The sequence below is a fragment of the Pinisolibacter aquiterrae genome, from assembly GCF_019160155.1.
GTDB classification, from domain to species: Bacteria; Pseudomonadota; Alphaproteobacteria; order Rhizobiales; family Ancalomicrobiaceae; genus Pinisolibacter; species Pinisolibacter aquiterrae.
Genome location: NZ_JAFNIH010000035.1, coordinates 175,211 through 190,483, shown reverse-complemented (window position 1 = coordinate 190,483; position 15,273 = coordinate 175,211). Strand labels below are relative to the sequence as shown.

Below are 15,273 nucleotides of genomic sequence, written 5' to 3'. Positions count from 1 at the left end.
GCTCCGCCCCGCCATGCCGTCCACCGCCGACGCGACGAAATCCAAGGCCCGCCTCGTCGGCATCGAAATCGACGACGGATCGATCGCCCGCGCCTCCGCCGACGTCGAGCACGAACGCGCCACCGCCATCTGGGATCTGATCGAGGACAACAGCTTCGCCCCCGTCGGCCACGACGGTGGTCCCTACCGGCTGCGTCTCGGCATCGTCGAGAACCGCCTCGCCCTCGAGATCAGCGAGGAGAAGGGCCCCCCGGTCGCCGTGCATCTTCTCTCGCTGACGCCCTTCCGCAAGATCGTGAAGGACTATTTCCTCGTCTGCGAGAGCTATTTCGCCGCGATCCGCACCGCGACCCCGTCGCAGATCGAGGCGATCGACATGGGCCGTCGCGGCCTCCACAACGACGGCTCGCGGGTTCTGATGGACCGTCTCGCCGACAAGGTGGAGATCGACTTCGATACCGCCCGCCGCCTGTTCACGTTGATCTGCGCCCTGCATTGGAAGGGCTGACGCGCATGGGCGGGACGCGGCCGAGCTCCGTCCTCTTCGTGTGCGGTCTCAACGCCGTGCGCTCGCCCATGGCCGAGGCTCTGGCGCGGCGCCTGTTCGGCAAGTCGATCTACATCCAGTCGGCCGGGGTCCGGAAGGGCGAACTCGACCCCTTCTCGGTCAAGGTGATGGAGGAGGTCGGCCTCGACATCGGCCGCCACCGGCCCCGCACCGTCGAGGAGATCGAGGACGACAATTTCGACCTGATCATCACGCTGGCGCCGGAGGCCCACCACAAGGCCCTCGACATGACCCGGACGCTCGCCGCCGACGTCGAATATTGGCCGACCCCCGATCCGCAATTGGCGACCGGCTCGCGCGAGCAGATCATGGAGACCTATCGCGCCGTTCGCGACGGGCTCGAAAAGCGCATCCGTTCGCGCCTCGACTGGAAACCACAGGGACAGACGTGATGGCTCCTCGCTCGACGCGCCCCCTCGGCCGCACCCTCCGCCTCGCGATCGCCACGACGATCCTCGCCTCGGCCGGCCTCCTCGCCCCCGGTCCGGCGCGAGCCGACGAGACGGTGGAGACGATCGTCCTCGTCCGCCACGGCGAGAAGCCGGAGGCCGGTCTCGGTCAGCTGAACTGTCGCGGTCTCTCCCGCGCCCTCGCGCTGCCCGACGTGATCGCGCGCGAACTCGGCCGCCCCGACACCGTCTTCGCGCCCGACCCGTCCATCCGCAAGGAGGACGGCGGCACCGCCTACGACTACGTCCGCCCCCTCGCCACCATCGAGCCGACGGCGATCCGCTACGGCCTGCCCGTCGACACCCGCTTCGGCTGGAACGACGTCGACGGCCTCGCCGCCGCCCTGACCGCTCCCGCGCTGGCCCGCTCCCGGGTTCTGGTCGCCTGGGAGCACAAGGAGATCGTCGAGATCTCCAAGAAGCTGATCGCCGCCAACGGTGGCGATCCCGCCGTCGTACCGAAATGGCGGGGCGACGACTTCGAGTCGATCCACGTCCTCACCCTCAGCCGCGACGCGGCGGGGACGCCGCGCGTCCGCTTCGATCTGCGCCGCCAGGGGCTCGGCGACCTCGGCGACACCTGCCCCGGGGCGCGCCGACCATGAGGCTCGAGCCGGGCGCCGTCCTCAGCGATCTCGACCTCTCGCGCGCCGACTTCACCGACCTCGATCTCACCGATGCCGTGTTCGAACGCTGCGCGATCGTCGATGCCACGATCACCGGCGCCTGCCTGGACGGGGCGCGGTTCTCGAACTGCCGGATCGTCCGCTGTCGCTTCGCCGACACCGACCTCCGCCGGACGCGGTTCGAGGACTGCGTCTTCGCCGACGATCGCGACCACACCGGCGTCGCCTTCGCCTTCTCGCGGCTGGAGGAGGCCTGCTTCGCCGATTGCGACCTCTCCTTCGCGACCTTCGAGCGGTCCGATCTCCACGGCCTCGAGGCGACCGGCTGCAATCTGCGCGGCGCGCGCTTCACCGACGTCGACTTCTCCCGCCTCCTCGGACGCAAGATCGTGAAATGGGCGGGAGCTTTTCGCGACTGCAATCTGGAATTCGCCGACCTCGGCGCGATCCGCATGCCCGGCTGCGCGATCCGCGACACGCGCCTGCGCGAGGCCGTCCTCGTCGGCGCCGATTTCGAAGGGGCCGACCTGCGCGGCTGCGACTTCTTTCAGGCCACCACCGCCGGCGCGACCTTCACGCGCGCCGATCTGCGCGGCGCCGACCTCTGCGGCATGAACCCGGTGGAATGGGCCGGCTTTCGCGGGATGAAGATCTCGTCCGATCATGCCCACCAGCTCCTGGTCGCCATGGGCGTCGAGGTCCACCCGGACTGAGCCGCCGGCTTCCGTCCATCGGTGAGCCGGCGTCGCCCTCGGGTTCCCTTTCGCCCCCCGATCCGCTAGCGTGCCCGCCGATCCCGAACCGTCGAAACGAGACATCCCATGACCGCCGAACGACCCAAACTCGTGCTGGCCTCCGCCTCGCCGCGCCGTCTGGGCCTTCTGCAACAGATCGGCATCGATCCCGATCATCTCCACCCGACCGACGTCGACGAGACCCCGCAGGCCGGCGAACTGCCGCGCCAGCTCGCCCAGCGCCTCGCCAAGGACAAGGCGGAGGCCGCGCTCGCCTGGTCGAAGCGCGATGCCGAATGGACCGGCAGCTTCATCCTGACCGCCGACACCGTCGTCGCCGTCGGCCGCCGTGTCCTGCCCAAGGCCGAGACCCGCGAGGAAGCCGAGGAGTGCCTCAGGCTCCTCTCCGGCCGCGCCCATCGGGTCTGGACCGGCCTCGCCCTCGTCACCCCCTCCGGTGCGATCAAGACCCGGCTGGTGGAGAGCCGCCTGCGCTTCAAGCGCCTGTCGCACGCCGAACTGACCACCTATCTCGCCTCCGACGAGTGGCGCGGCAAGGCCGGCGGCTATGCGATCCAGGGCCTCGCCGGCGCCTTCGTGGTGCGCCTGATCGGCTCCTATCCGAGCGTCGTCGGCCTGCCGCTCTACGAGGTGATGACGCTCCTCGACGGTGCCGGCTATCCGGTGCGCGCGACCTGGGACGCGCCCCTGGTCCCGGTCGACTGATCATGGCCAGCCGCACGCCCCCCGCCGCGCCGACCCGCCCCTGCCCGATCTGCGGCAAGCCGGCCGTTCCCGAGCATCGCCCCTTCTGCTCGCCGCGTTGCCGGCAGGTCGACCTGCACAAATGGCTGACCGGCTCCTACGCCATCCCCGTCGTCGAGGAAGACGGCGGCGAGGGCGGCGGCGAGGGCGGCGACGACTGACCCCGCGACGAAAGAGGCCGCCCGCCCCGGAGGGACGAGCGGCGCGAGGCGCGGTCGGGAGGACCGATCGGATCAGAACTTGGGCTTCTCCCGCTCCTCCTCCTCGAGGTAGGCGGCTTCCGCCGCCGTCAGCTCGATGGTGTCGCAGCCGGTGATCATGGTCTCGACGTAATGGGTCGGCGTCTTGCCGGTCGTCGTCATGTAGACGTCGATCATCACGAAGGTGACCATCAGGAACGCCGCCGCCGTGTGCACGAAGGCGACCGCCGGCAGGCCGATCGTCCCGATCGCCGCCTCGGCCCACAGGGGATAGGTCAGATAGACGATCCCCGACGACCACAACGCCGGGCCGATGATCACCATGAAGGAGAGACAGGCCAGCGACTGGAGCGCGTTCTGCTTGCGCTTCAGGCTCTTGTGATAGGGATGCGGGGCGCCGGTGAGGATCCCGCGGGCGTAGAAGCGAATGACCGCCGGCAGGCTCGACAGTTTCGGCAGATACTGCCGCCACTGCCCAGTGGTGAAGTGCCAGAAGGTGGTGAAGATCCACAAGACGATCAGCGCGATCGCCGCGTAGGAAGGGACCTGCACGGCCGTTCGGAAGTCCACCGGCCCATGGGTGCCGTGCAGGCCGAAGCCGGACAGCGCCAGAACGAAGATCAGCACCGCCTGGGACCAGTGCCCGGCCACGACACGTTCCGCTGGCTCGATCTCCTCGGCCATCTGGCGATGGCGGGCGCCTTGGCGTCCTTGGCGATCATGTCGTAGCGCGACCCGGCGATGACGTGCTCGTCGGAGACGTGGCACCGGGTGCGGGCGAAATTCGCCCCGTCGACCGACATGTGGACGTCGACCGCGCGCGGCGGCGTGATCAGCGACGAATCGAGATCGCCGCGCTTGACGCCGTCGCCGCCGCCGCCGTTGAAGTGGCAGGCACCGCAATTCTCGCGACCCGGCAGGCCGACGTGTTGCGCGACCTTGGGCAGATCGATCGGCTCCTTGCCCTCGAACATCACGCCACAGGCGTCGTGACCGCGCGAATTGGGCAGCTGTAATAGGTCGCGGTGCGATCGTGGCAGACGAGACAATCGATCTTGCTCTGATCGGTGAAGTCGAACCCGTCGTCCTTCCACCCGTAGCCGGCGTGGCACTGGGCGCACATGCCCTCGTTGCCCTTGGCGTTGGTGCAGAAGTTGTTGATGACGTTCTTCTTGCCGAGCGTCTGGCCGGTCTTGGGATTGGTGTAGTCCCAGGTCCAGTGGATCGACTTCATGACGTGTGCGCCCGCCTCAGGGTGGCAGGTCAGGCACGCCTTGGTGACCTCGGACCCGTCGGCGAACGGCCCCTCGAGGATCTTGAACTCGGTGTGATCGGCGGTGCCGCCCTCGAGCGCGCCGGATTTCTGCCCCGTGACGACGGCGGGCGCCGCCGCCGCATGGCTCTCCGCCGCCGCGCCCTCGCCCTCCGCCGCGCGGACGGGAGCCCCCGCCCAGAGGGCCGGTGCGAGCCCGGCCAGAAGCCCGAGCCTCGAAATGAAACGCGCCGAAACGCGCGTCGCCCGCGCCTCTGCCATGAGGTCCCCCCGGTCTCTCGCGTTCGAACCGCCGCGCGGGCGGCGGGTCGGCAAAATTGTTGTACATTTCTTATATATTATATAATTCATATATCTTTCATCGAGCCCCTTCCTCGACCCGTCGTCATCACAGCCGGCCGAGGCGACGGCGCGACCGGGCGACGACGAACGAAGGGGGGGGAGAAAGGGCCGGCGCGCGGGGGACCGGCCGCGCCGGGCCGGCAGGGGCGAGGGGCGCGCGAAGGCGGGTTACCCACAGGCCGGCGGCGCCGACGATCTTTTCGTCTCGCGCCACTGGACAGCCATCGGGGCACTGATTATAAAGCGCCCCACCAACGAGGTGACGGTTTCACCGCCCCGCCTCGCCCGGTCGCCTGAGTAGCTCAGTTGGTAGAGCAGCGGATTGAAAATCCGCGTGTCGGTGGTTCGAATCCGCCCTCAGGCACCACTTTCCTTCCCCTCCGATCCGTCACGTCGAACGCCGATCCGCGATCGTGTCGTGACCGCCGCGTGCTCTTCGCACCGGAGCGCCACCGTCGATCTCCGCTTGCCCGGATCGCGCGGTCTGAACTTGACGTTTACGGAATGATATTCTTGTTATGGGAAACACCGAACGGGAGTTCCCCATGAAGGCCGCCGTCTTCCGCCGCCTGATGAATCTCTGGCCACCGTTTCTCTTCACCGGCATCCGCTGCGTCCGTCTCGACGAGGATTTCCGCGCCGCCGAGGTCGAATTGCGCATGGGCCGCCTCAATCGAAATTATGTCGGCACCCATTTCGGCGGTTCGCTCTTCGCCATGACCGATCCGTTCTACATGCTGATGTTGCTGAAGAATCTCGGCCCCGGCCACGTCGTCTGGGACAAGGCGGCGACGATCGACTTCGTCGCGCCGGGACGCGGTACCGTCACCGCCCGCTTCCGCCTCGACGAGGCGCGCATCGCCGAGATCCGCGCCGCCTGCGCCGAGGGCGCCAAGGCGCTGCCGGTCTTTCGCTGTGAGATCACCGATTCGGCCGGCGCCCTCGTCGCCGTGGTCGAACGCACCGTCTACGTCCGCCGCAAGCGCGCCGCCTGACCCTCGCGCGCCCGCGCCGCCGCCTGAAGCTCCGCCACCATCGCCCGAAGACCCGGCTCCAACACCTTGTCCCGCCTGAGGACGAGGCCGAGCCGGCGATCGAGCGGCGGATCGAGCGGCCGGATCCCGACCCCGGCGCCGTGGCCGCCGAGCGGAAAGGCGAGGCTCGGCAAGACCGCCGCGCCGAGACCCGCCCCGACCAACTCGCGGATCGTCTCCACGCTCGACAGTTCCATCACCGGCCGCGCGACGATGCCGCCGGCGGCGAACCAGCCGTCGACGATCCGCCGGGTCGACCCGCGCGATTCGTAGAGAATGAGCGGATGGCCCGCGAGCTCCGCCGCCGTGATCGGTTCCCCCTCGCGCGCCCCGCCGCTCTCCGCCGGCATCACCGCGACCAACGGATCCGCCATCAACTCCTCGACGACGAAGGCCCGTCCGGCCGCAGGCAGCGTCACCAGGGCGAGGTCGAGCCGATTGGCCTCGAGATCGATCAGCATGTCGGCGGAGTCGCCGGTGCGCACGATGATCTCCACCCCCGGCATCCGCTCGCGCAGCGCCCGGAGCGGACCGGGCAGAAAGTGGAGACAGGCCGTCGCCCCGGTGCCGATCACCACCCGTCCGACCGCGCCGTCGCGGTGCGGCGCGATCGCCGCCATCGCCGCCGCATGCGCCGCCCTGAGACGCTCCACATGGGCGAGCAGCGCCACCCCCGCCGCCGTCGGGCTCACCCGACGCCCCACCCGCTCGAAGAGACGCACCCCGAGTTCGCGCTCGAGCTGGCGGATCTTGAGGCTCATCGCCGATTGGGTGAGCCCCTCGGCCTCCGCCGCGCGCGTGAAGCCGCCCGCCGCCGCGACGGCCGCGAAGGCGAAGAGACGATCGAGATCCGGTCCGTCCATCGACGAGTTTTCCTCATGCATCGCACAACATCCATGAGATTGATCGCGGGAGAGACTTCCCGCAAGAAGGGGGCGCGGGCATCAGCCCACCCATTCGCCGAGGGAGCCCCGATGCCGGCCGTCCATCCATCGCCCGTCCTGCGGATCCGCGCCGCCGAAAGCGCCGATTTCGAAGCGATCCGCGCGATCTACGCCCATGCCGTGGAGACCGGCTGCGCCTCCTTCGAGACCACCGCCCCCGATCGCTCCGAGATGGAGCGCCGCCACGCCGCGATCCTCGCCGCCGGCTTTCCCTGGCTGGTCGCCGAGCGCGACGGCGCCGTCGTCGGCTACGGCTATTTCGGCTCCTATCGAACCCGCCCGGCCTATCGTTTCACCGTCGAGAATTCGGTCTATGTCGCGCCCGAGGCCAAGGGCGGCGGCATCGGCCGCGCTCTCCTCGCCGCCCTGCTCGAGCGGGCGACGGCCGACGGTTTCCGCCAGATGATCGCGGTGATCGGCGACGCCGGCAACGCCGCCTCGATCGGCCTTCACGCAGCCCTCGGCTTCGAGCACGCCGGCGTGCTGCGCTCGGTCGGCTGGAAACACGGCCGCTGGCTCGACAGCATCCTGATGCAGCGCGCGCTCGGCGACGGCGACGCCACGCCCCCGGTCGATCCGGCCCCACCGCGATGATCCCGCCGCGCACGGTCGCCGCCCTCTCCCTCTCCCAATTGATCGGCTGGGGCACCGGCTACTATGCGATCGGCGTCTTCGCCCCCCGCATCGCCGCCGAGACCGGCTGGACGAGCGGCGAAGTCCACGCCGGCTTCTCCATCGCTCTCGTGGTGATGGGGCTCGTCTCCGCCGCCGTCGGCCGCCGCATCGATCGCGACGGCGGCCGCGCGGTGATGACGGCGGGCTCCCTCCTCCTCGCCGTCGGTCTCGGCCTCGCCGGCCTCGCCCGGAGCCTGCCGGTCTGGTGGGGCGCCTGGGCGCTGCTCGGCGTCGCCCTGCGCATGACCCTCTACGATGCCTGTTTCGCCGCCCTCGTCCGCGTCGATCCGGCCGACGCCCGCCGCGCCATCACCACGGTGACGCTCACCGGCGGTCTCGCCTCGACCGTCTTCTGGTTTCTCGGCGACCGCCTCGCCGAGGCCTACGGCTGGCGCGCCGCCTTCGGCGTCTTCGCGGCGATCGCCCTCGCCTCCGCCGCGCTGCCGCTGACGCTTCCCACCGCCGCCGATCACCCGGCACGCCCGCGCCCCGCGCCGGGAGGGACGGATCGCGACGTCGACCCGCATCGGAGCGATCCCGCCGCCGAGCGCCGCGCCACCGCCCTCTTCGCGGTGCTGGTGATCGCGTCGGCCGCCCTCGCCACCGCGCTCGCCGCGCACATGATCCCGCTTCTCCTCACCCTCGGCGTCGCGCTCTCCACCGCCGTGACCATCGCCACCTTGCGCGGCATCGGCCAATCGGTCGCCCGGGCGATCGAGTTCCTCTCCCCCCGCCGCCTCGCCCCGCTCGATCTGTCGCTGGTGGCGGCCGCTCTTCTGCCGGCCTCCCTGGCGCTCGCCCCCTTCGCGGGGCTCTCGGTCGGCGCGGCGGCGCTGTTCTCCTTCGCCGGCGGCGCCGGCAACGGGCTGATGACCATCGCCCGCGGCACCGTCCCGCTGGTCCTCTTCGAACCCGCCGTCTACGGCACGATCACCGGGCGCATCGCCGCCCCCGCCTTCTGGGTCTCCGCCCTCACCCCCTTCGTCGTCGCCCTGGCGCTCGACCACGGCGGCCCGACCCTGGCGCTCGCCCTGCTGGCGATCCCGGCGGTGGCCGCCTTCGCCGCCGCGCTCGCCCTCGCCCTCGGCACGCGCCGCCGCCGGCCGCGATGACGCCCGCGAGCCCCCGGCCGGCGCCCCGAAACGCGATCCCGAAGCGCGCCGTCTCCCGATCGCCGCGACGAAGTGCCCGAACGGGTTGCCGGATGCCGAGGAAATGAGCAAGATCGGCGCGCCGATCTGCTCGTGACGTCGCCACGTCGCCTCATCCGTTCGCACCGGGGGTCCCGCATGAAACTCGTCATCGCCGTCATCAAGCCGTTCAAGCTCGACGAGGTCCGCGACGCGCTGACCAAGCTCGAGATCCACGGCATGACCCTCACCGAGGTGAAGGGCTACGGCCGCCAGAAGGGCCATGCCGAGATCTATCGCGGCGCCGAATACGTGGTGAACTTCATCCCCAAGGTGCGGATCGAGGTCGCCGTACCCGACTCTCTCGTCGACGCCGCCGTCGAGGCGATCCGCACCGGCGCCCATTCCGGCCAGATCGGCGACGGCAAGATCTTCGTCCAGCCGATCGAGCAGGCCATGCGCATCCGCACCGCCGAGACCGGCGACGGCGCGCTCTGATCGCCCCCTTCCGCCCGGGCGCCTCGCGCCTCCGCGCGGGCCCCGTTCGTATACGAAGAACGGCGGGAAACCGCCGTTTTTTTTGCATTTCAATGATCTGGGACAAGGCGCGATCCGGACCGTGGTCTAAACTTCCACGCGTCGGGAGGATCTCGTTCCCGACCCTCCCGACCCGCATCGAGGAGGCAAGACCATGGCTGACACTGCGACCAAACTCCCTGTTCGCAATGAAGCGAAAGCCGTCGGTACCGCTCCCGCGGCGACGGGTTGGCCGATGTTCGCGGACCTGCGCCGTGAGATGGATCGGCTCTTCGACGACTTCGGCCGCGGCTGGTTCCGCGACCCGACACTGCCGGCCTTCGGCACCGGCGTCTTCGCCGGACGCGCTCTCGCGCCCGCCGTCGACGTCGTGGAGAAGGACGGCGCCTGGGCGATCACCGCCGAACTTCCCGGCCTCGACGAGAAGGCGATCGACGTCTCGATCGCCGGCGACGTCCTGACCCTGAAGGGCGAGAAGACCGAGACCCGCGAGGAAGACGACAAGGGCACCCACGTGAGTGAGCGCCGTTACGGCTCCTTCGCCCGTTCGTTCCGCCTGCCCGAAGGGATCGACCGCGACAAGGTGGTGGCGCGCTACGCCGACGGCGTCCTCACCGTGACCGTACCCAAACTCGCGGTGGAGAAGCCCGAGGAGAAGAAGATCGAGGTCAAGGCCGCATGATGCGGCCGGCCGCGCCCGCACAGGGCGCGTCCCTCGACGAAGCGGCCGGATGGCCGAAGACCGGGGCGCGGGTGACCGCGCCCTCGTCGTCTCAGCTTCTCGTCGTCTCCGGCGCGTCACGGCTTCGGCACGACGATCAGCCGCTCGACCGGCATGCCCTTCTCGAAATGGCTCTCGCAGATCTCGTCGATGTCGGCTTCCGTCTTCGGCGCGTACCAGATGCCCTGGGGATAGACGACCATCAGCGGCCCGGCGCGGCAGAAGCCGAGACAGCCGGTCGCGGTCATCGCCACCTCCGGATCGCCGAGCGACTCCACACGGAACTGGAGCCGCTTCCACAGGGGCTCGGCCCCTTGCGCGCCGCAGCTCCCGCGCGGGTGCCCCGGCGGCCGGCTCTGGAAACAGGCGAAGACATGGATCTTGTAGACCTGCGGGATTTCCGACGTCATCGCGTACCTCCGGCTTCGACGGGTCACTCCGGAAATCTCCGTATTCAAGGGCCGTGCCGCGCCCGCCCTCGATCGGTCCGCTTCTTGCCACGAGGCACGAACCACGGCGGAAATGCGGGAGTTTCGACATGGCGAGGACGAGCCGGACCAAGGCGTCGCGCGACGACGACGCGATCGACTTCGGCGAGGTTCCCCCCGCCGTGAACGAAATCCTACAAAGGGGCGTCGCGCTGTGGCGCACCGACCGCGTCGCCGCCGACGCCGCCTTCCGCGAGGCGCTCGCCCTCGATCCGCGTGCGCTCGCCACCTGGTTCTGCCTCTACAAGATCCACACCTATTCCGGCGATCTCGACGCCGCCCTGGTCGCCGCCGAGGGCGGCGCCCGCGAGGCGGCGCGTCAGGCCAATCTCGCCCCCGACTGGCGCGATTGGGACGCCGAGGCGATCTCCTTCGACGGCCCCGGCCGTTTCGCGCTCTACACGCTGAAGGCCCTCGCCTTCATCCGCCTGCGCCGCGACGAGCCCGACGAGGCCCGCGCCGCCCTCGACGCCCTCGCCCGCCTCGATCCCGACGACGCCGTCGGCGGCTCCGTGGTCGAGGCGATCTGGCGCGGGACGGCGGGATGAGGCGAGAGCGCCACGCTCATTCCCGAACCCGATCGCAGTCATCACGGCTTTTCGTTTGCCGCCGGCATCGCCCCCCACTACCGTCGAGGCTCCCAGCGACGAGAGACCCGATGAGCCCCTTGCCCGATCACCCGATTCGCGTCGTCTTCCTCGATGCCGAGACGCTGCGCCCCGACACCGTCCTGGCGCCCTTCTCCTTCGCCCACGCGCTCGAGACCCACGCCCGCACCGCGCCCGGCGAGACCGCGGCGCGCATCGCCGGCGCCGACGTCGTGCTGGTCAACAAGGTGCGCATCGGCGCGGCCGAGATGGACGCAGCGCCGAACCTGCGCCTGATCGCGCTCGCCGCCACCGGCTCCGACAACATCGACCTCGCGGCGGCGAAGGCGCGCGGCATCGTCGTCGTCAACATCCGCGACTATGCCCGCGCCACCGTGCCGGAACACACGTTCGCGCTGATCCTGGCGCTGCGCCGCTCGCTCCTCTCCTACCGCGCCTCGGTGCTCGCGGGCCGCTGGCAGGAGGCGGCGCAATTCTGCTACCACGACTTCCCCATCGACGATCTCTCCGGCGCCACGCTCGGCATCGTCGGCTCCGGCTCGCTCGGCAGCCGCGTCGCCGAGATCGGCCGCGCCTTCGGCATGATCCCAATCTTCGCCGGCCGCAAGTCGGGCGAAGGCTCCCGACCCGACGCCGTCCCCTTCGCCGAATTCCTCGCCCGCGCCGATGTCGTCTCCCTCCATTGCCCGCTGACGCCGGAGACGACCGGCCTCTTCGGTGCCGCCGAATTCGCGGCGATGAAGCCGAATGCGCTGCTGATCAACACCGCCCGCGCCGGCCTCGTCGACGTCGAGGCCCTCGACGCCGCGCTCGAGGCGCGAGAGATCGCCGGCGCCGGCATCGACGTCGCCGCCCCCGAGCCGCCGCCGGCGGACGCGCCGATCATGCGGCTGGCGACGCGGCCGAACGTGATCGTCACGCCGCACGTCGGCTGGGCCTCGCGCGAGGCGGTGCAGGGCCTCGCCGACCGTCTCGTCGCCAATGTCGAGGCCTGGGCGAAGGGCGAGCCGACCAACCGCGTGGCATGACGCCCTCTCCCTCCGTCAACGCGATCTTCAGATCGAGTGCGTAAGAACGGTCCCCGACCAGAGGGAAACGGGGACCGATCCGCGATGTTCGCCTTCTTTCATCAGAACGACGTCACCGACGCGCAGGGCGGCATCGAACGCTACGTCGACACGCTGCTGGCGGCCGCCGGCGACGACGCGGTCCTGATCTCCGAGCCCCCGGCGCGCCCCGCGCCGAACCGTCTCGACATCGCCCTGCCGAAGCTGCCGGGCCCGAAGTGGATCCCCTTCGCGCTGGCCGTCTGGGGCAACCTCGCCACCATCCGCGCCCGCCTGAAACAGACCGCGAAACGGACGATGGAATTCTCGCGGCCGGAATACGTGGTCTTCGCCTGGGCTTTTCCCGGCGCCAAGGTCTTCACCATCCACGGCACCGGCCCCGGCGCCGGCGAGACCGGCAAGCGCGCGATCCACGACGCCGCCTGCTGGTTCCTACCGCTGGTGGCGGATCGGGTCCAAGTGGTCGGCCGCGACGATTCCGGCCTCTCGGAGGGCGTCATCCGCCGCATCGGCCCCCGCCTCGCCCATATCGACGCCTGGTACGACGACCGCTTCACCGCGACGCCGTTGCCGACGGGCGAAAAGACCATCGTCTTCTACGCCGGCCGCATCGTCGAGCAGAAGAACCCGAAGCTCCTCTACGAGATCATCCGGCGCGGCAAGGAGCGCTTCGGCGAGGCGATCGAGTTCCGCTATTTCGGCAAGGACGTGGAGGAGATCGACAGGGCGGGCCTGCGCGACCGCGTCACCTGCACCGGGCTTCTCGACGCGGCCGGGCTGACCAAGGCCATTGCCGAATGCCACATGGGGCTGATGTGCTCGCACTTCGGCGAGGGCTCGCCCTTCATCGTGGTGGAGACGCTCGCCTGCGGCCGCCCCTATGTGCTGTCGCCGCTGCCGACGCTGACCGGCGCCTATGGCGCCAACCCATACGCCCGCTTCGCGCCCGCCTGGGACGCCGACGCCTTCCTCGACACCATCGTGGCCGTGAAGGCCGACATCGACGCCGGAAAGATCGGCCCGGAGGCGGTGCGCGCCTCCGTCGCCGATCGCGCCAAGCCCGTGGCGACGCGCGCCCTCCTCGGCGAACTGGCCGCGCTCGCTCGCTGAGACGCCCGATCGAGCGCCTCGCTCAGGCGCCGCGTTCGCGCCGCCGGTTGCCGCCCCTCGGACCACCGGCGGGGCCGCCGCCTTCGGGGCGCGCCCGCGATCCCTCGTGGCCACCCTCGGCCTTGCGACGCGGCGGACGATCGACACCGCGCGGCGGCCCACGGCGCGCGCGCTCCGGTTCCGGCTCGCCGTCGACCGGGGAGAAGCGGATCTGCTCCTCGTCGGGACGGCGCGCATTGGCCCAGAACCGCGCCGCGACCCCCTCCGCCACCTCGAACCGGGTCTCCCCGTCGAAGATGCGGATGGTGCCGATGTCGTCGCGCTCGATGCCGCCGCGCCGGCACAGCATCGGCAGCAGCCATTTCGGATCGGCCTTCTGGCGCCGGCCGACGTCGCAGCGGAACCACACGCCCATCGGCCCGCGTCCCGGCCCGTCGGTGCGCGAGCGATCGCGTGGCCCGCCCTGGCCCGGATCGACCACCTCCTCGACCGCCGGCAGACGACCACGCCAGAGCCGCGCCAGTGCTCTCGCGATCTCCTCCGGCGTGCGCGTCTCGATCAGGAGCCGCGCCATTTCCGCGTCCTCCTCGCCGACCGGCTCGGAGAGCAGCGGATCGGCCAGGAAGCGCCGCCGATCGAGTTCGGTGATCGCCTCCGCGCTCGGCGGCCCGGCCCATTCCGGCCGGATCCCCGCTTCCGCCAGCATCCGCTCGGCGCGGCGGCGACGCGCCGGCGGCACCAGGAGGCAGGAGATGCCCTTGCGACCCGCGCGTCCCGTCCGCCCCGAACGGTGCTGGAACACCTCGCGGTCGTGCGGCAGATCGGCGTGGATGACGAGATCGAGATTGGGCAGATCAATGCCGCGCGCGGCGACGTCGGTGGCGACGCAGACCCGCGCCCGGCCGTCGCGCAGCGCCTGCAGCGCCTGATTGCGCTCGTGCTGGCCGAGTTCGCCGGAGAGCGCCACCGCCTGGAACCCGCGCTCCTGCAGCGTCGCCTGGATGTGGCGCACCGCCTCGCGGGTGTTGGCGAAGACGATCGCCGCCGGGCTCTCGTGGAAGCGCAGCAGATTGACCACCGCCGCCTCGATCTCCTTCGGCGCCACCCGGATCGCCTGATGCTCGATGTCGGCGTGGCCGCGCTCGGCGCCGGCGACGGCGATCCGGAGCGCGTCGCGCTGATAGCGCGTGGCGAGCTGGACGATGGTCTTGGGCAGGGTGGCGGAGAAGAGCAGCGTCATCCGCTCCTTCGGCGTCGCCTCGAGGATGAACTCGAGGTCCTCGCGAAAGCCCATGTCGAGCATCTCGTCGGCCTCGTCGAGCACCACCGCGCGCATCGCCGACAGGTCGAGCCCGCCGCGCTCGATGTGATCGCGCAGACGCCCGGGCGTGCCCACGACGATGTGCGACCCCATGTGCAGCCGCCGCCGCTCGGCGCGCGGATCCATGCCGCCGACGCAAGGCACGATCCGCGCCTCGGTCTCCTCGAAGAGCCACGCGAGTTCGCGTTCGACCTGAAGCGCCAGTTCGCGCGTCGGCGCGATCACCAGCGCCTGCGGCTGGCCGGCCGGGCCGAAGGTCTCGGTCTCGCCGAGCAGATCGGCGCCGAGCGCCAACCCGTAGGCGACGGTCTTGCCGGATCCGGTCTGGGCCGAGACCAGCAGGTCGCGTCCACGGGTCTCGGCCGCGAGCACCGCGGCCTGGACCGGAGTCGGTTCGTCGTAGTTGCGCTTGACGAGCGCGCGATCGAGCGCGGGGCTCGCGAGAGGAAAGGCCAAAGGGGATGCTCCTGTCCGGTCGAGGGGGCGCGTAAGGAGTTCGCCGCCTGCGCCTCGCCGCTTTACGCCTGCTATAGCCGGTTCGCGCTCTCCGGTCGACGTCGAAGTGGTCGCGGCTTTCGCAATGCAGCATGCAATTGCTGCGTCGAGGCGGTCCGACATGTCACAAACGGCTTGAGATCGGCGTCGACCTGCGCAGGATGGGCGTCGGCGGAGCGCTTCGCC

General features: G+C 70.4%; 20 protein-coding genes and 1 tRNA gene. 15 read left to right on the top strand and 6 right to left on the bottom strand.

The window, feature by feature from the left end:
• Positions 1-13: 13 nt before the first annotated feature.
• The 6 genes from J3S89_RS14545 (at position 14) to yacG (ending at position 3,303) form a co-directional block, all read left to right on the top strand.
• Complete coding sequence (locus tag J3S89_RS14545) at positions 14-508, top strand: UPF0262 family protein (protein WP_217928370.1); 495 nt, start codon at positions 14-16, stop codon at positions 506-508.
• Between the two features lie 5 nt (positions 509-513).
• On the top strand, positions 514-960 hold the full coding sequence (locus J3S89_RS14540) for an arsenate-mycothiol transferase ArsC (RefSeq protein ID WP_217928369.1): 447 nt from the start codon (positions 514-516) through the stop codon (positions 958-960).
• Entirely contained in the window at positions 960-1,622 is a 663-nt protein-coding gene (locus J3S89_RS14535) for a hypothetical protein (protein WP_217928368.1), read from the top strand. Before J3S89_RS14540 ends, J3S89_RS14535 begins: the two co-directional genes overlap by 1 nt.
• Positions 1,619-2,356 carry a pentapeptide repeat-containing protein gene (locus J3S89_RS14530; RefSeq protein WP_217928367.1) on the top strand — a complete coding sequence of 246 codons (738 nt, stop codon included), beginning with the start codon at positions 1,619-1,621 and terminating at the stop codon, positions 2,354-2,356. The genes J3S89_RS14535 and J3S89_RS14530 overlap by 4 nt, the downstream gene beginning before the upstream one ends.
• Before the next feature lie 108 nt (positions 2,357-2,464).
• On the top strand, positions 2,465-3,103 hold the full coding sequence (locus tag J3S89_RS14525) for a Maf-like protein (RefSeq protein ID WP_217928365.1): 639 nt from the start codon (positions 2,465-2,467) through the stop codon (positions 3,101-3,103).
• A gap of 2 nt (positions 3,104-3,105) precedes the next feature.
• Positions 3,106-3,303 (top strand): DNA gyrase inhibitor YacG, encoded by a 198-nt coding sequence (gene yacG / locus J3S89_RS14520; protein WP_217928363.1) that lies wholly within the window; start codon positions 3,106-3,108, stop codon positions 3,301-3,303.
• Positions 3,304-3,375: 72 nt separating this feature from the next.
• On the opposite strand, the gene J3S89_RS14515 is transcribed toward yacG, so the two are convergent.
• Genes J3S89_RS14515 through J3S89_RS14505 form a run of 3 tightly spaced genes read right to left on the bottom strand, consistent with a single transcriptional unit; the run spans position 3,376 to position 4,876 of the window.
• Entirely contained in the window at positions 3,376-3,993 is a 618-nt protein-coding gene (locus J3S89_RS14515; protein WP_217928361.1) for a cytochrome b/b6 domain-containing protein, read from the bottom strand.
• A complete protein-coding gene (locus tag J3S89_RS14510) occupies positions 3,963-4,316 on the bottom strand; it encodes a hypothetical protein (RefSeq protein WP_217928359.1) in 354 nt (117 codons plus the stop codon). Before J3S89_RS14510 ends, J3S89_RS14515 begins: the two co-directional genes overlap by 31 nt.
• On the bottom strand, positions 4,316-4,876 hold the full coding sequence (locus J3S89_RS14505) for a hypothetical protein (RefSeq protein WP_217928357.1): 561 nt from the start codon (positions 4,874-4,876) through the stop codon (positions 4,316-4,318). Before J3S89_RS14505 ends, J3S89_RS14510 begins: the two co-directional genes overlap by 1 nt.
• 372 nt (positions 4,877-5,248) lie before the next feature.
• Between J3S89_RS14505 and J3S89_RS14500 the strand changes: the two genes are divergently transcribed.
• Both J3S89_RS14500 and J3S89_RS14495 read left to right on the top strand, forming a co-directional pair.
• Positions 5,249-5,324: transfer RNA gene (locus J3S89_RS14500), tRNA-Phe, on the top strand.
• A gap of 178 nt (positions 5,325-5,502) precedes the next feature.
• On the top strand, positions 5,503-5,952 hold the full coding sequence (locus tag J3S89_RS14495) for a DUF4442 domain-containing protein (RefSeq protein WP_217928355.1): 450 nt from the start codon (positions 5,503-5,505) through the stop codon (positions 5,950-5,952).
• On the opposite strand, the gene J3S89_RS14490 is transcribed toward J3S89_RS14495, so the two are convergent.
• Complete coding sequence (locus tag J3S89_RS14490; protein ID WP_230489052.1) at positions 5,925-6,854, bottom strand: LysR family transcriptional regulator; 930 nt, start codon at positions 6,852-6,854, stop codon at positions 5,925-5,927. The two genes, J3S89_RS14495 and J3S89_RS14490, sit on opposite strands and share 28 nt — an antisense overlap.
• 111 nt (positions 6,855-6,965) lie before the next feature.
• Between J3S89_RS14490 and J3S89_RS14485 the strand changes: the two genes are divergently transcribed.
• The 4 genes from J3S89_RS14485 to J3S89_RS14470 all read left to right on the top strand — a co-directional run bounded on the left by J3S89_RS14485 (position 6,966) and on the right by J3S89_RS14470 (position 9,959).
• Positions 6,966-7,529 (top strand): GNAT family N-acetyltransferase, encoded by a 564-nt coding sequence (locus tag J3S89_RS14485; protein ID WP_217928352.1) that lies wholly within the window; start codon positions 6,966-6,968, stop codon positions 7,527-7,529.
• Positions 7,526-8,722, top strand: a complete 1,197-nt coding sequence (locus J3S89_RS14480; protein WP_217928351.1) for an MFS transporter — start codon at positions 7,526-7,528, stop codon at positions 8,720-8,722. Before J3S89_RS14485 ends, J3S89_RS14480 begins: the two co-directional genes overlap by 4 nt.
• Positions 8,723-8,899: 177 nt before the next feature.
• Positions 8,900-9,238, top strand: coding sequence for a P-II family nitrogen regulator (locus J3S89_RS14475; protein WP_217928350.1), 339 nt, complete (start codon positions 8,900-8,902; stop codon positions 9,236-9,238).
• A 193-nt stretch (positions 9,239-9,431) separates the two neighbouring features.
• Positions 9,432-9,959, top strand: coding sequence for an Hsp20/alpha crystallin family protein (locus J3S89_RS14470; RefSeq protein ID WP_217928349.1), 528 nt, complete (start codon positions 9,432-9,434; stop codon positions 9,957-9,959).
• A 116-nt stretch (positions 9,960-10,075) separates the two neighbouring features.
• On the opposite strand, the gene J3S89_RS14465 is transcribed toward J3S89_RS14470, so the two are convergent.
• Positions 10,076-10,408, bottom strand: a complete 333-nt coding sequence (locus tag J3S89_RS14465) for a (2Fe-2S) ferredoxin domain-containing protein (protein WP_217928348.1) — start codon at positions 10,406-10,408, stop codon at positions 10,076-10,078.
• 128 nt (positions 10,409-10,536) lie between these two features.
• Here J3S89_RS14465 and J3S89_RS14460 point away from each other — a divergent pair, with 128 nt between their 5' ends.
• The 3 genes from J3S89_RS14460 to J3S89_RS14450 all read left to right on the top strand — a co-directional run bounded on the left by J3S89_RS14460 (position 10,537) and on the right by J3S89_RS14450 (position 13,271).
• Positions 10,537-11,034, top strand: a complete 498-nt coding sequence (locus tag J3S89_RS14460) for a hypothetical protein (RefSeq protein ID WP_217928347.1) — start codon at positions 10,537-10,539, stop codon at positions 11,032-11,034.
• A gap of 110 nt (positions 11,035-11,144) precedes the next feature.
• Complete coding sequence (locus J3S89_RS14455; RefSeq protein WP_217928346.1) at positions 11,145-12,122, top strand: D-2-hydroxyacid dehydrogenase; 978 nt, start codon at positions 11,145-11,147, stop codon at positions 12,120-12,122.
• 84 nt (positions 12,123-12,206) lie between these two features.
• A complete protein-coding gene (locus tag J3S89_RS14450; RefSeq protein ID WP_217928345.1) occupies positions 12,207-13,271 on the top strand; it encodes a glycosyltransferase in 1,065 nt (354 codons plus the stop codon).
• Between the two features lie 22 nt (positions 13,272-13,293).
• Here J3S89_RS14450 and J3S89_RS14445 read toward each other — a convergent pair whose 3' ends face one another.
• Positions 13,294-15,048, bottom strand: coding sequence for a DEAD/DEAH box helicase (locus tag J3S89_RS14445; RefSeq protein ID WP_230489053.1), 1,755 nt, complete (start codon positions 15,046-15,048; stop codon positions 13,294-13,296).
• Between the last annotated feature and the right edge of the window lie 225 nt (positions 15,049-15,273).

What these genes read in the sequence shown, in the direction of transcription:
- J3S89_RS14545 (WP_217928370.1), top strand. Translation starts at nt 14, where the DNA reads ATGCCGTCCACCGCCGACGCGACGAAATCCAAGGCCCGCCTCGTCGGC.
- J3S89_RS14540 (WP_217928369.1), top strand. Translation starts at nt 514, where the DNA reads ATGGGCGGGACGCGGCCGAGCTCCGTCCTCTTCGTGTGCGGTCTCAAC.
- J3S89_RS14535 (WP_217928368.1), top strand. Translation starts at nt 960, where the DNA reads ATGGCTCCTCGCTCGACGCGCCCCCTCGGCCGCACCCTCCGCCTCGCG.
- J3S89_RS14530 (WP_217928367.1), top strand. Translation starts at nt 1,619, where the DNA reads ATGAGGCTCGAGCCGGGCGCCGTCCTCAGCGATCTCGACCTCTCGCGC.
- J3S89_RS14525 (WP_217928365.1), top strand. Translation starts at nt 2,465, where the DNA reads ATGACCGCCGAACGACCCAAACTCGTGCTGGCCTCCGCCTCGCCGCGC.
- yacG (WP_217928363.1), top strand. Translation starts at nt 3,106, where the DNA reads ATGGCCAGCCGCACGCCCCCCGCCGCGCCGACCCGCCCCTGCCCGATC.
- J3S89_RS14510 (WP_217928359.1), bottom strand. Translation starts at nt 4,316, where the DNA reads ATGTTCGAGGGCAAGGAGCCGATCGATCTGCCCAAGGTCGCGCAACAC.
- J3S89_RS14505 (WP_217928357.1), bottom strand. Translation starts at nt 4,876, where the DNA reads ATGGCAGAGGCGCGGGCGACGCGCGTTTCGGCGCGTTTCATTTCGAGG.
- J3S89_RS14495 (WP_217928355.1), top strand. Translation starts at nt 5,503, where the DNA reads ATGAAGGCCGCCGTCTTCCGCCGCCTGATGAATCTCTGGCCACCGTTT.
- J3S89_RS14490 (WP_230489052.1), bottom strand. Translation starts at nt 6,854, where the DNA reads ATGGACGGACCGGATCTCGATCGTCTCTTCGCCTTCGCGGCCGTCGCG.
- J3S89_RS14485 (WP_217928352.1), top strand. Translation starts at nt 6,966, where the DNA reads ATGCCGGCCGTCCATCCATCGCCCGTCCTGCGGATCCGCGCCGCCGAA.
- J3S89_RS14480 (WP_217928351.1), top strand. Translation starts at nt 7,526, where the DNA reads ATGATCCCGCCGCGCACGGTCGCCGCCCTCTCCCTCTCCCAATTGATC.
- J3S89_RS14475 (WP_217928350.1), top strand. Translation starts at nt 8,900, where the DNA reads ATGAAACTCGTCATCGCCGTCATCAAGCCGTTCAAGCTCGACGAGGTC.
- J3S89_RS14470 (WP_217928349.1), top strand. Translation starts at nt 9,432, where the DNA reads ATGGCTGACACTGCGACCAAACTCCCTGTTCGCAATGAAGCGAAAGCC.
- J3S89_RS14465 (WP_217928348.1), bottom strand. Translation starts at nt 10,408, where the DNA reads ATGACGTCGGAAATCCCGCAGGTCTACAAGATCCATGTCTTCGCCTGT.
- J3S89_RS14460 (WP_217928347.1), top strand. Translation starts at nt 10,537, where the DNA reads ATGGCGAGGACGAGCCGGACCAAGGCGTCGCGCGACGACGACGCGATC.
- J3S89_RS14455 (WP_217928346.1), top strand. Translation starts at nt 11,145, where the DNA reads ATGAGCCCCTTGCCCGATCACCCGATTCGCGTCGTCTTCCTCGATGCC.
- J3S89_RS14450 (WP_217928345.1), top strand. Translation starts at nt 12,207, where the DNA reads ATGTTCGCCTTCTTTCATCAGAACGACGTCACCGACGCGCAGGGCGGC.